This window comes from Cupriavidus sp. LA-1 (genome assembly GCF_055385985.1).
In genome coordinates this window covers 25,075-38,003 of sequence record NZ_AP031389.1, presented here as the reverse complement: position 1 = coordinate 38,003, position 12,929 = coordinate 25,075, and the positions used below count along the sequence as shown (strand labels likewise).

Below are 12,929 nucleotides of genomic sequence, written 5' to 3'. Positions count from 1 at the left end.
CAAGCCGGATTGAATGTCGGCGCTAGTGTGTGCTCGGAAAGTTCTGCGAAGGTTGCTGGTGTGTCCCGTCACCGCTTGCTGCCGAGGGGTAGCCGGCGACGGATTGTCATGAGCGCGAAGAGGAATTGACCATGAATTGGGATCAAATCCAAGGCAAGTGGGAGCAAGCGAAGGGGAAGGTAAAGGAACAGTGGGGGAAGCTGACCGACGATGACCTTACTCAGATCGAGGGCAAACGCGAACAGCTCGCCGGGAAAATCCAGGAGCGCTACGGCTATACAAAGGAACAAACAGAGGAAGAGCTAAAAGCATGGGAGCGTGACACTAAATGGTAAACGGGCTCAACTCCGCTCGCGAGAGGAGGGCGCTAGCGGCCGAGGAAGCTAGGGCGCTGATCGCCCACCTGGGGCTTATTCTCGACGAGCTCGCATTTGACGGCAACCGTCCCCCCCGAAGCGCCAGCGCGTTAATTCGCCGCCTTCGCGAGATGTACCAGGATGGCGCCCACCATGTCTGTGAGCGCGCTTGTCATATGGTACAAGGCGTCCAACAAGGCGTGGTCAACTCGCCGATGAAGGCCGTCAGTATTGCCTTCGCCACCGGCGCGCTAGTCGCGTTCTTTTTCGCAAGAAACAGCCGCCGAAGTGAGTGAGCCAATGCATTCGGCATTGAGCGGGCGGGAACTTTGTTGACCATATTGCCGGCCCAGCCGTCGGTGGTAGCGAAGTGGCTTGGAGAGGCGTTCGCAAAATCAGAAAGAGAAGGGGCATGCCACGGAATCCCTGCCTTCTGCGGGACGCCAACTCAAGCATGAAGATATTGGCTGCTTGCCAGTGTGCCAAGGAAGACGAGTCGTTGGCATGATTACCGATCGCGATATTGCGATGGGTACGTCGCGGACGGTCGGAACGTGAGCCAGATGACTGTCGGCGAGGCAATGTCAGCAGAGGTTCTATATTGTTTCGGTGATGATTCAGTCGAACAAGCAGCGACGCTCATGAACGAGAGGCATGTATGTACATCGACTGGCGGTCCTGGACCGCAACACGCAGGATCTGATTGGGCTGATTTCCCCGCTTGCGAAAGCTGCACTTCGCTGAAGCGACGCCGTATGCGAAAGTGGTGCCCTATGTGAGGGCGCGATCCTACTACCCGGGTGACCTTCTTTGATGGGCGCGCGCGAAGTACGAGCACAACTACTACGTCGGTATCGCGCGAACTTAAGCGCGCCGGCGTGCACGTGCTCGCGCTAGGGCGCCGCGGGGGGCTCCCAGTCCGTTGGAATGCCTGCCAGATGGCGATAGAGGGCAATCGCCCGATTGACGGAGGATGCCTCATGGCCACTGGCCAGAACACTTGCGCGTCGGTCGAGTCGCGTCAGGAGATAGAAGGTCCAGACGTCCGAGCGCCGCTCGATGAATTCGACGGTCTGCAGCATGCCAGGCTCGAACAGAGTTGTCGCGAACGCGCGTACCGGCGAAGCATTTTCCCTGGCCAGCACCACGCGATGCTCATCTCGCTCAAGAACGCGCAGACGATAGACAACGGAGCCGGTGCGGTTGTCGTTGATCCAATAGTAGTGCTGGCTGCCCCGTGTCAGTTCGGACGCCACAAAATCACGACGCCGGGATTTCGGGTCACTGTCGGAAAGCGCTGCAGCGTCGAGCGCTAGCGGGCGCCATGCATGCTCAGTCGTCGACCAGTAGCGCGCGTCGCGAAGCGCGGAAATCGATCCGGCGCGCGCCAGGAGCGATTGTAAATCGCCCTCGAACCGAAAGCTTGCGGCGATCGCAACAACGAGTCTGGAGCCCGACGAAGCCGACCATCCCGTGCAAGCGGGCGGGATCCAGTGGATCATATCGAGCTCTGCCGCTCGCCAACTCGCAATCGCCGGCGATTCCTCGGGAGTGGAAAAAACCGGTGATACGTCCGCTCCACAGGGCGGAACGGGACCCGGATCGTGAGCCGCCGTGGAGAGAACTGGCAAGACGACGAAGGCAATGGCCGCCAGCGCGGCTTGCCCGGGCTTCAAAGGCATGCAGGGCTGCTCGGCGAACTCATGAGGGGACTCAGCACGTTCGTCTCCTGCGTCGTAGAAGCGTTTATGACTATCGTCGCGCCGGGCGCTTGGTCCTTGCGGCAAAGTGCCCCCTCTGCTAGGTGCTTGACCACGGGCGCGTACCGCGCACGCCGGGAAGATTCATTCAATACCGCCCTGTACGAATTATCAAGGCGTGACATGAATTTAAGCAGATCAACGTCCATCCGCGCGCGCCGTGGATCGCCTTGCACAGACTGTCCTGCGTTACGGATAGCGCCGTGCACCGCGCGCTTGAAAATGAGGAGCGGCTACTGGCGCGCGTCCATCGCCATTGCAGCCAAAAACGCGAGAATGGCGTGGGCCGTGCTGAAATTCGGTGATGCCTTCAAACCTGCAACAACACTTACGTGAGCGTGGATACCGCGTTCATCCTTCGGAAAGTTACAGCGGAACTCATGAGCAGCTAGATCACTTTGCACTGCCAGCGTTGATGTGAAGCGGGTTGGACCCGCGCGAGGCGTACCTGAGAAAAGTTGGGGGACGCCAAGCCCGATAATCGAACGAGGCCCTCGCGCGCGTCTTACATCAGGGTCCGGGCCTGCGGCCCAACATGACCGTTTGTAGTACTGCAGTCCTTCACCTCCTCACACAAGCTCAGCTGGGGGCAATTCGGCTAGCAACAGAATCTCATTGACGCCTTGCGCCAACGGGGAAGCCCTTGTAGTAATAAATTTGGCGGTAGCTGGCCGGAGAGCCGCCTGCAGCAAGGTTTCGCGGCCGCCCGCTCTTTGTGCCGCAGGCGTTCTTGCAAGCCATTGATCCGTATGAGTTTTTGATGCAAAACCGCCAGATTTCGCACCAAAAGTACGATCACCGCATGTGGCGCGGCACGTCGAGCAGCAGCTTGCCGGCATGGATGCGGTACGGCCTGCACTGCGGATGCGCTGGAGCGCGCGTCCGACAGCGATGCCGTGTTCACCGGCGTGCCGGCGCGGATAGTCAAACGTGGATAGTCAAGATCAAAGAACGGCATCACGCCGGCCCTCGTTTCCCCGAGCTTCTGTGCTCTGCGCTAGGCCCGCTTGGGGTGAGCGCCTCCATACTGATTCATGTAGCGGTACTTGCCGAAGTGATAGTGGGCACGGTACCAGCGCCCCTCCACCTTCAGGCCGTTGAAGATGACACCCTTGATATCGCTGCCGGCCTGCACAATCGCCCGTCGCGCGGCCTTGAGCTCTGCTGCGGTACTTGCATCCGCGCGGGCCACCAGGAACACCGCGGCCGCCTTGGTTGCCAGCACGCCGGCGTCGGAGGTGGCCAGCACCGGCGGCGTGTCCAGCAGCACCACGTCGTAGCGGTTCCTGAGCGTTGCCAGCAGCGTATCCATGCCGCGGGTCTGCAGCAGGTCGGCAGCCAGCGGCGGCTCCGAGCCGGTCGCGATGAAGTCCAGGCCCGGCACCACGTCGCGCTGCAGCACCTGGTCCAGCGGCGTGCCGGTCAGCAGCTCGGTCAGGCCCGGCACGCGCGGCTTGCCGAAGTGGTGGTTGAGGCCGCCGCGCCGCAGGTCGGCATCGACCAGCACCACGCGGCGCCCGGCCGTGGCCAGCACGGTGGCGAAGTTGGCTGAGATGAACGACTTGCCGACCTGCGGCGCCGCGCCGGTAATCACCACCACGTTGTTCCTGTCGCTGTTGAGCATGGCAAACTGCAGCGCCGTGCGGAAGCTGCGCAGGCTTTCCACGGCGGGGTCGTCCGGCATGCGCCGCGCTAGCAGCTTGTCGGCATCCGGTCCGCTGCGCAGGCGCTCCTGCTGGGCGCTGTAGGGCACCGTCGCGTATACCGTCATGCCGGTTTCGCGCTCGATCTCATCCGCATCGGCCACGCCGCCGTCAAGCAGGCGTCGCAGGACCACCACGGCGGTCCCGGCGAGCAGGCCCAGTATCACCGAGGCCGCGGCGATCAGCTTGCGGTTCGGCTTGACCGGGCGGATCGGCACCTCGGCCGGGTCCACCAGGCGCGCCGTGCCCACCTTGCTGGCACGCACCAGCTTGAGCTGCTGCACGTCGTTCAGCAGCGACTGGTACATCTCGGTGCTGACCTTCACGTCGCGCATCAGCCGCAACACGTTCTGCTCGACATCCGGCAAGCGCTGGATCTTGGTGCCGACGGCGCCGAGCTGCGCGTTCAGGTCGGCGATCTGCTTGTCCATGATCTCGATCGCGGGATGGTTCGGCGTGAAGCGCGTAATCAGCTCCTGGCGCTTCTGGCGCAGTTCCTGCAGCTTGGCCTGCGTCGCCACGGACTGCGACAGGATCAGCTTGGATTCTTCGCTCAGATCGATGGTGCCACGCTGGTTGCGCATGGTGTTGTAGCGCGTCTCGGCGGTTTCCACCTGTTGCTTGAGTTGCGGCAGCTGTGCTTCCAGGAAGACCAGCGACTTCTCGGCTTCCGCTCCCTTGCGCGCCTGGTTCTGCTGGACATACGCGTTGCCGATCTCGTTCAGGACGGCTGCGGTCATGTCGGGCGAGGCGCCTTCCAGCGACACCCCGATGACGCCGCTTTGCTTGCCGCGCTCCGTGATGACCAGCTGGCTCTGCAGGTCCGAGATGGCGACGGCGCGCGGCAGGCGCGTGACATGGAAGATCGCGCCCGGGCGCCCTTCGAGCCCGCTCACCGTGATGGTGACACTGCCGCTGGCGGTGGCCACCGTCAGCGGCAGGCCGACGGTTCCCTCCGCGATGGTGTCGTCGCTGGCGAACGCCAGCCGATACTTGGCGTTGCCCAGCGCCGTGACGGTGATCAGTCGGCGCTCCATCGCCGGCGGCACGTCAAGGCGCGACACGGCGATCGCTTCGCTGCCCCACGCATAGCCGCCCTTGCCAAACAGGCCGGGATGCGACAGCTCGCGGTTGAAGCTGGCCAGGGCCGGGCCCACCACGGGGAAATAGCGCGGCGACGCCGCGACGTCGAGGTGCAGGGCATCCACGGCCTTGCCCACCACCATGCGCGAGCGCAGCAGTTCGATCTCCGCCGAGGGGGCCGGCTTGACGTCATACACTGGCGAGACGGCGGCGCCTTGCTTGTTGTTGCCGGCGCCACCGGCATTGTTCTGCTCCTCGACCTGCACCAGGATGTCGGCGCGGAACACCGGCTTGGACAAGAAGGCAAAGAGCAGGCCAGCGGCCATGACCACCGCTGCGACCAGGAGAAAGGTCCAGCGATAGCGGACCAGTACGTCGACATACGAAGTCAGGTCCACCGCCGGCTCGTCCGCTTCCGGTATCTGCGTCTCGTAGTCACGCAAGTTTTTGATGTTGCTCATGTTGCCTCCCCGTAACGGGTTGCCTGTGCCTCGGATTGAATTCTTGCCGCCCACGACTGGACACCCTGCCGGATCAGGCCCAGCACGATCACGAACATGGCCTGCGAGCAGCCGTAGGGGTCCGGGATATCGGCCTGTTCGGCTTCGCACAACCGGTGCGTCTTGCCGCGCGCGGCCGGGAATTTCGCCTCCAGCCATTCGCGTTGTTCGTTGTCCATCACCAGGACCAGGTCGACGCCGGCCACCATATCGGCATCCAGCTCACGCGTGCGGTGCGGCGCCAGGTCCAGTCCTTCTTTTGCCAGCAGCCGGATCACGCGCGGGTCGGCGCCCGCGCCGGGCGGCGGCGCCAGCCCGGCCGAGGTGACGCTGCATGCGGGCAAGGCCTGGCGCAGCAGGTCGGCGGCCATCGGGCTGCGGCACCGGTTGCCCAGGCAAACCACCAGGATCGAGCGGATCATCGCGGCGTCGGTTGGTTCCAGGATCAGCGGCTGCAGCATGGTTCAGGGCTTGGCCAGGCCGCCAATGCCAACCACTGGCTGCACCAGCAGGCTCATGACACGGCTCCAGCGCACCACTTCGCGCGCGTCCACGTACACCACGTCCTTCGGTTCGAGCTCGAAGCCTTCGGCAATCGCCAGCGCCACCGGCGAAGTGCCGTCGAGGTGGTACACCTTGGGCGCATCGTTGGCCAACCTGCGGATCACGTAGATCTGTTCGGCGTTGGCCGAAGTGGGGTTCACGCCGCCGGCATCTCCCAGTGCTTCGTTCAGCGTCATGCGCCCGTTGCGCATCAGCAGCGAGCTCGGCTTGACCACTTCGCCCGTGACGAAGATCTTGCTGTCCTCGCGCTGCTCGACCCGCACGATGTCGCCGGAGCGCAGCAGGATGCGCGCCGGGTCGACGCCCTTGGCCAGCATCGCGGGGATATTCACGTACCAGCTGCGGTCGCCGCGCGTGACGCGAATGCGGCTGTTGTCGCCGGTGGTGTTGAGCACGCCGCCGGCGCGGTTCAGCGCTTCGACCAGCGTCATCGCCGCGTCGTCGATGGCCAGCATGCCGGGGGTCCTCACCTCGCCGTCGACATAGACGCGCTGGCTGCGAAAGCCCAGCACGCGTACCGTCATCTGCGGGTTGCGCACCACGCGCGAGAGCACGCGCGCCATTTCGTCGCGCACCTGGTTGGTGGTCTTGCCCGAGACCTTCATCACGCCGGCATAGGGGAACTGGATATCGCCGTTGGGACTGACGACATAGCCCGGCATGTTCGATCCGCCAGTCGACGTCGGGATCTCGAAGGCCGCGCCGATGCTGTAGGTCTGCGTCGGGAACACCAGCTCTGGGTGGTCCCAGACCACCACCGAGATGATGTCGCCGGGGCCGATCACGTAGGGTTTCGCCGTGCCAAAGAGTTCCTCGACGTGGTCATTGGTGGGCTTGGATTTGGCCCGCATCTGGCGCACCAGGTCCATGGTGATGGGCGTGATGTCAGGTTTCGCATCCGGCCCGACCGCGTTCACGTTCGCGCTGGGATTGAAGTACATCCCCGGAGCGGCACAGCCCCCCAGCAGCAGGGCGGCGCTGAGCATAGCGGCCAAGCCCGGGAGGGAGTGGCGCCGGGCGCCACGCGCGAGATAACCGGTCCGGCATTGACTCATATCCACGACATCTTCCTGCACGTAGTGGCTGGGACCGTGCCTGGGCGAGGCATATCCCCGATTCTTGCAGCCTAGGGCTGCGCGGGCGCCGATTCGGTGCGCTCTCGCACACTGCCGCCCCGGGTGGCTAGGGGGAAATACGTACGCTATGCAAGGGGGCGCGCTGACATGGATCCAGTGCAATGTGGCGGACCGAACCGGAGTTCGCGACCACGATGCGCAGAACCTGCGCGGTTCAGGCCTGCTGCCGTCGCTGCGCGATCGGCCGGACAGGCGTGCCGCCGTACACGGTCCATGCTTCCCGCAGAAGCTTGGTGACCACCGACCGCGGTGCAATCACTAGGCCCTCCGGCAGCGTCACTCCCTGCAGCTCGGCAAGGACGTCCGCGCCTATAGCGCGGCCAGCGCGCCGAGCAGTCGGGCTTATAAAAGGTGGCTCGAGAACTACGCAACACGGCGTTGTGACACCGATGCGCAATTTGGACCGAGCGCGATTGCGCGTTCCGGCGCACGCACCGGCGTCGACGATGTTGCAGCGTGGATCGGCCGTGTTGCCAACCGCCCACCACCACCATTCTTCTTGTTGACGAACGTGGGGGAGCCTGCCAGGCTCGTGCCGGCCGCACGACCTCACCCGCCTGCGATGGCGATCGGACTAGCGTGTCCAGCAGGACAAGCAGGCCGGTCAGTTTGGCTTCAATACCCGCAGCCGCAGAAGCTCGATGCCCGCGCGGCCATACATCTGGCGCTTGAGGAACTTGAGCCGGTTGACGTGACCATCGGTCTGGCCATTGCTCCATGGCAGCCTTGAAGGCCGCCCGCACAGCCGGTAAGTCGGCGCGCAGGCTTTGCGCGAACCTACGCATTTCCGCAGCGTCGCAGCGCGACAGACGCTTCAACCATCGATCGAACTGCCGCGGACTTCACCGGTGCATGACCCCGAGAAATTCCCGTGCGAGGCTGCGAACCTCGCCCACCACGGGTTCGATCTTGCACAGCGCCTGCATGAAGCGCTCGTGGTCCGCGCTCCTGGGCTCCTCGACGGCGAGCTTCCTCTATCCGACAAGCCATCCGAACACGCGCCGGGCCGAGGGGGGGGCCTCACGGCTTTCGGCTCCTGATTTATCTCGCAACGCGGGGTTTAGACATAATTGCCGGATAGGTCGCGCAACCGGAGCGACGGCCCCGCCCGCCTCTGCTGCCAGCGACGCGCTTTACCGGCCAGGATGAGGCCGAGCAGCGTGGTGCCGCAGCTGGTGAGGGGTGGCGATCTGCTGCTGCCCGGTCGTCCCTTGCCGTCCCGGCTCCGACATTCGAACTCTGGTCTGCAGCCGACTGGTGTTTGGCAGGACCGGCCATTCTGCGACACGCAGGCATATGCGTGGAGGCAGCATGACGAAGCTACCGCGCGTAGCGTCCGCCGATGTCGGAAACAGATTCGCTCACTTGTGTTGTGCGGCCCCGACACCCCTCTTCGGCGTACTCTGGCGAGGGACGTTTCATTGGTAGATTGTTCGTTTCGGTGTATCGGGGTGGACGAGTTATGGCTACCTTCAGATGGGCGATACGGGCATGCGCCGGTCTACTGTTTCTCTTGGAATGTGGCAATGCCGGCAGCGCGAGCGACGCTTGCGCCCATTTCCAAGAGGAAGTGACTCGAATCGACTCCAATGGCGCGTCGCAGTCCACGCGCGCGGTCGGGAATTCGACGCTCTGTTTCCCTGATTTCGGGCCATGCTCTTCCAGTAGTATCCCTGCGGAGAGATTCTGGTCGACCCATCCAACGCACGTGGACACAGCAGCGCTGAAAGGGGAGTTACTGGCTTACTCCGACTTCACAGGATATGTTTCACGCATAGCCATTACGGGAAGGCCAGGACCGATTGTGAGAGTCGCTCGATACGTTGGCTCTGCCAGATGCATAAGAGATACCTACTTGGAACGCGCTCGCAGCGGCTATCGGCTGATCAGCAGTCCTTCTCTAGAACTCTTGTCAGCGGAGGCGGGCAACTGTCGTGGTTCCTATGTCTTCTACCGAAACTGGCACGGCACGACATTTGCGATACTCGCCCAGAAAGCTGAGCAGTGGCAGGGCATTACGGTTTTTCGGGTAGACGCCGGTTTGCACTTCAAGAACATCTGTTCAATGCGGGATATGCGTTCCGCATCGAACGCTCCTGCTGCAAGCGCTCAATGACTGCGGTGTTGGATCGCTCCAAGTGGTTCGGCGTGGGCGTCACACTGCTCCTACTCGGGCTCATTTTCCTGGCGTCGGGTCCGGCATTGGCCGTGTGCACTACATTGGCAACTGACCGTACCGGAAGCCTCAAGGCTGGGTATTTATCCGATGGTACCGAGCTCTCGACTCGCGAGTTCGTTATGCAGTACCGCGATGGCAAGGCCCTAGTGCTCAGCGCATCGGGTAGCTGCTACCCTAGAGTCCGTACCGTCGCACAGGATTATTTCCTAGTCTCCGTCGAGAACTGCGGTTCGGCATTCCTCCCGGAGTATTGGCTTGTGCGGGCTGACCGCCTGAAGCGACGTCTCACCCTAGTCGACTATCTGTCGCCTTACAGGTTCTTCGCGGCTGAACTGAAGACGGAGGATTCCAGTCTTTCGCGAGTTCGTCTTTCTTATGCCGCACAGTACCAGCACCCATACCAGCCATCTGAAGTACGAATGCGCGTATCGATGCGGGGATTCTTCCTTGGCAAGCAGGTCAGGAGTGTTTCCGTGCGTGGCGCTGAATACATGCTCTCCAATTTGGTATTGCGAGACCTATATGACGCGGGCTTTGAGGCTAGTCGGATAGCACAGTCTCCTTGTGGTGTGTTCTCCAGAGAGACTCGCTCGAAAGCGAAAGCTGACGAAGTCGACATATGCCGCAAGCGCCAAGAAATCGCATCGGCCGTTCGGTACTTGAAAGCCAGCGCCGCCGTGAGGCTGGAAGAGGGGGGAAGCTCCAATCGCCTAGAAGCAGCAAACTGCAATGCACACGTGGATTCAGGCAATCCCTACGCTACGGGAGTCGAAGGACGCAGCCCTGAGTAGGACGTCCGTTTCTCGGCTGGTTCGGTCATCGAAAGAGTGGCTCGACTGGCTCAAACTGGATAGCGACGGCCGACTAGCGGCCGACGGTACGGACGTGATTCAGCAAAATCCGTGCTAAAGGGCCGGTGCTATGGACATCGTCATTCCGCCTCAAGCCCGCCCCGGCATTGCGAATCGGGGATGTCCTCGCAGAAGCTGGAGCTGCACCGGCGCGTTAGGTCACACACATCGCTTTCGCTGACGTCGTTATCCGTGCTGCTTTGCTCGGCGGCCTACAATGTCCGCCTCGATAGGCGTTTCCATCTCCAATCGCGAAGTTGCTCGCAGAAGCCAAGTCTGGCGGTATTCCCGTTCCATAATCGCATCCCGTTCGAAGCCGCTGATGACGAGGTTGTCCGCTGAGAGCTTCAACAGACGGTCGTAGAGCACGCCAAGTTCGTCCACGTCCTGGTGCTTGCTATAGGCCGGCAGGCTCAGGGGCCAGCGCTATACGGTAGATGGCCTCGTACTGGTCCAGCGCCCGGTCCGCCGAGAAATGCCGGGACCACGACAGCGACTCCGCGGACAGCCGGCCGAGCTTTGCCTCGGGCCACGACAGCAGATCCAGCAGCATCCCCACGTTGCGCCGGGCCCAGGCTTGCGCCTGCCCTGGTACCATCGGCTCCATCAGCAGCGCCAGCCCGCCGCCGATCTCCTGCATCGGGGCACGCGCCGTCGTCAGCACCGGAACGCCGCACGCCATGGCTTCGATCACGGGCCAGCCGAAGCCCTCTTCCAGGCTCGGAAACAGCAACACCGCCGCCAGCGCATAGACGGCGTGGACAGACTCGGTGGACATGCCGTGCAGAAAGCGCACCCTGCCACCCAGCCGCTCGGCGCTGTCGGCCACCTCGCGCATGGCCGGGGTCGGCTCGGGCCCGATCATCCACAGCGGGCGTGGCGAGCCGGATTCGCGGGACACAACCTCGCAATAAGCCTGGTACAGCGCCAGCACGCCTTCGCGGTTCTTGTACCACTGGTTGCTGCCGATATGGACCAGCATGCCGGGACGGATCTCGTCGACGCCGGCCGCATGTAGCCGCCGTATGGCCACGTCGTGCGAGAGCGGGCGAAACGGGTAATTGAGGCCGTTGTGCACCACCTGGACGTGTGGCGCGGGCGGCGGATGCAGGCGCAGCAAGTCTTGCGCAGTCATCTCCGAGACCGCGACGAAATTCCGGCCCAGCGCAATGCCCTGCATGATCAGTGACTGGTAGATGCGCCCGCTAACCGAGAGGTTGCGCCCCGGGAATTCGCCAGCGGCAGTGCGCTGGGCAATGAAATCGTGGCAGTGGATCACGTGCGGGCGGCGATGCAGCAGCCACATCCACATGCCCAGCGAATGATCGGTCAGCACCAGCAGCGCGCCCGCTCTCTCGCGGCGCAACCGCCACCACGCCAGCGCGGGGAAAATCACGTACTGGTCGATATAGCCCAGCCACTTGCGCAATCCCGGGCGCGCGGACAGCCGCACCAGCACGGCCGGCGGGGTCCACAGCTGCGTATCGTGGCCGCGCTCGCGCATGCCCTCGACGATCATGGCCGCGAAGCGGTCCATGCTGTGGCTGCCGAAAAAGGCAGGATGACCGAACAGGATAAGCCTCATATTGCCTTTCGCAGATCGATGTTGATCCGTACCCACGGCCCTCCCATTTCGCTGCCGCGCACGAACGGGACATCGGCCGCATCGCCACAGCAGACGTCAACGTCGACGCCGCGCTCGCGCGGGGGCCGGTGTAATTGGCGGATGCCCGCTATGGGGCCGCCCCCGGCGGGGTCGATGGAGGGAATGACGTGCAGCAATTTCATGGCGGGGGGCGATCTCCGGAATCCCCGCCTTATGCCCGCTTTGTGCCTTGCACCAACGTCCCCGTGCCAGTCATCGGGAACACGTGCCAATGGCAAGTGGGATCACAAGTCCACGAGCATGACCCGGGCGGCCCGCAGGCTCTGTTCGCTGCCACACACCCGCAGCATCCAGCGTTGCCGCGCCAACGCTATGTGAACCAGCGCACGGAGCCGCCACGCCGCTCGCCCGGACGAGGGCTGTGGGTGCTACCGGCGCGCTTTCGCCGCCAGATGCAGCTAATGCACCAGCTGGGCTATCGCGGCCTTTGCATGCGCGACCTGATGCCATACCTGCGCGGCGAGCGCAGCGGCAAGGTATTCGGCATCACCTTCGATGACGGCTTCCGCAATGTGTACGAGTAGGCGATGCCCGCACTGGATGCGCTCGGCTTCACTGCGACCAACTACTTCGTCTCCCGGCAGATGTCCGGCAGCAACGTCTGGGACCGGGGACTGGGCATACGGCCCGCGGCGCTGATGAGCGTGGCGGAGATACGGCAGTGGAATCGGGCCGGCCATGAAGTCGGCTCGCACACGCTTGACCATGTGGACCTGCGCATGACACCGGGTGAGGCGCGCCGGCAGATCGCCACCTCCAAGGAAGAGCTCGAGCAGTTGCTCGGTGTGCCGGTGACGGCCTTCTGCTACTCGTATGGCAGCCAGGATGCCTCGCACCGGCTGATGTTCCGGGATGCCGGCTATGCCAACGTCACCATCACCGCGCGCGGCCTGGCCCGCGCTAGCGACGACCCGTTCGGACTGCCCCGCATCAGCGTGTATTGCGGCGCCGGCATGGTGGGCTTCCTGCGCAAATGCCTGACCGCGCATGAAGAGCGCTGGCGAAAATGGCTTGCTGCAGGATTTCAATCGGTGGCTGTACGAACGTCGCACCCTGCTGCAGCGCGATCGCACGCTGCGGCAACATGCGGGATGCAGCGTTAGGCGCAAAGCGCAGCAATAGCACGGCTAT

General features: G+C 63.3%; 10 protein-coding genes and 3 pseudogenes. 5 read left to right on the top strand and 8 right to left on the bottom strand.

All coding sequences use genetic code 11. From position 1 onward, the window contains the following. The first annotated feature begins 131 nt into the window (after nt 1–131). A complete protein-coding gene (locus tag ACZ5MJ_RS32545) occupies nt 132–335 on the top strand; it encodes a CsbD family protein (RefSeq protein WP_464226928.1) in 204 nt (67 codons plus the stop codon). 396 nt (nt 336–731) lie between these two features. Further along, the gene (locus ACZ5MJ_RS32540) at nt 732–914 is read left to right on the top strand and encodes a CBS domain-containing protein (protein WP_464226927.1); all 183 of its coding nucleotides are present in this window, start codon (nt 732–734) and stop codon (nt 912–914) included. A 335-nt stretch (nt 915–1,249) separates the two neighbouring features. Here ACZ5MJ_RS32540 and ACZ5MJ_RS32535 read toward each other — a convergent pair whose 3' ends face one another. Beyond that, nucleotides 1,250–2,038, bottom strand: coding sequence for a DUF6675 family protein (locus tag ACZ5MJ_RS32535; RefSeq protein ID WP_464226926.1), 789 nt, complete (start codon nt 2,036–2,038; stop codon nt 1,250–1,252). Between the two features lie 303 nt (nt 2,039–2,341). Between ACZ5MJ_RS32535 and ACZ5MJ_RS32530 the strand changes: the two are divergent. Beyond that, nucleotides 2,342–2,452: pseudogene (locus ACZ5MJ_RS32530) on the top strand (IS110 family transposase); the annotation flags it as partial. Nucleotides 2,453–3,113: 661 nt separating this feature from the next. On the opposite strand, the gene ACZ5MJ_RS32525 reads toward ACZ5MJ_RS32530, so the two are convergent. The 4 genes and pseudogenes from ACZ5MJ_RS32525 to ACZ5MJ_RS32510 all read right to left on the bottom strand — a co-directional run. Then, the gene (locus ACZ5MJ_RS32525; RefSeq protein WP_464226925.1) at nt 3,114–5,363 is read right to left on the bottom strand and encodes a polysaccharide biosynthesis tyrosine autokinase; all 2,250 of its coding nucleotides are present in this window, start codon (nt 5,361–5,363) and stop codon (nt 3,114–3,116) included. Continuing rightward, nucleotides 5,360–5,863, bottom strand: coding sequence for a low molecular weight protein-tyrosine-phosphatase (locus tag ACZ5MJ_RS32520; RefSeq protein ID WP_464226924.1), 504 nt, complete (start codon nt 5,861–5,863; stop codon nt 5,360–5,362). The genes ACZ5MJ_RS32525 and ACZ5MJ_RS32520 overlap by 4 nt, the downstream gene beginning before the upstream one ends. A gap of 3 nt (nt 5,864–5,866) precedes the next feature. Then, nucleotides 5,867–6,952: a polysaccharide biosynthesis/export family protein gene (locus ACZ5MJ_RS32515; RefSeq protein ID WP_464226923.1), complete on the bottom strand. Its 1,086-nt coding sequence runs from the start codon at nt 6,950–6,952 to the stop codon at nt 5,867–5,869. Nucleotides 6,953–7,706: 754 nt separating this feature from the next. Beyond that, nucleotides 7,707–7,884 (bottom strand): annotated as a pseudogene (locus tag ACZ5MJ_RS32510) (ISL3 family transposase); the annotation flags it as partial. 1,073 nt (nt 7,885–8,957) lie between these two features. On the opposite strand from ACZ5MJ_RS32510, the gene ACZ5MJ_RS32505 reads away from it, so the two are divergent. Continuing rightward, entirely contained in the window at nt 8,958–9,218 is a 261-nt protein-coding gene (locus ACZ5MJ_RS32505) for a hypothetical protein (protein ID WP_464226922.1), read from the top strand. Nucleotides 9,219–10,318: 1,100 nt separating this feature from the next. Here the strand turns inward: ACZ5MJ_RS32505 and ACZ5MJ_RS32500 are convergent. From ACZ5MJ_RS32500 to ACZ5MJ_RS32490, 3 genes are read right to left on the bottom strand one after another with little or no spacing between them, the layout of a single operon-like run. Continuing rightward, nucleotides 10,319–10,516, bottom strand: a complete 198-nt coding sequence (locus ACZ5MJ_RS32500) for a hypothetical protein (protein ID WP_464226921.1) — start codon at nt 10,514–10,516, stop codon at nt 10,319–10,321. A gap of 13 nt (nt 10,517–10,529) precedes the next feature. Continuing rightward, the gene (locus ACZ5MJ_RS32495; protein WP_464226920.1) at nt 10,530–11,717 is read right to left on the bottom strand and encodes a glycosyltransferase; all 1,188 of its coding nucleotides are present in this window, start codon (nt 11,715–11,717) and stop codon (nt 10,530–10,532) included. Next, on the bottom strand, nt 11,714–11,920 hold the full coding sequence (locus tag ACZ5MJ_RS32490; protein WP_464226919.1) for a hypothetical protein: 207 nt from the start codon (nt 11,918–11,920) through the stop codon (nt 11,714–11,716). Before ACZ5MJ_RS32490 ends, ACZ5MJ_RS32495 begins: the two co-directional genes overlap by 4 nt. Nucleotides 11,921–12,094: 174 nt before the next feature. On the opposite strand from ACZ5MJ_RS32490, the pseudogene ACZ5MJ_RS32485 reads away from it, so the two are divergent. After that, nucleotides 12,095–12,805: pseudogene (locus tag ACZ5MJ_RS32485) on the top strand (polysaccharide deacetylase family protein); the annotation flags it as partial. Nucleotides 12,806–12,929 lie beyond the last annotated feature (124 nt).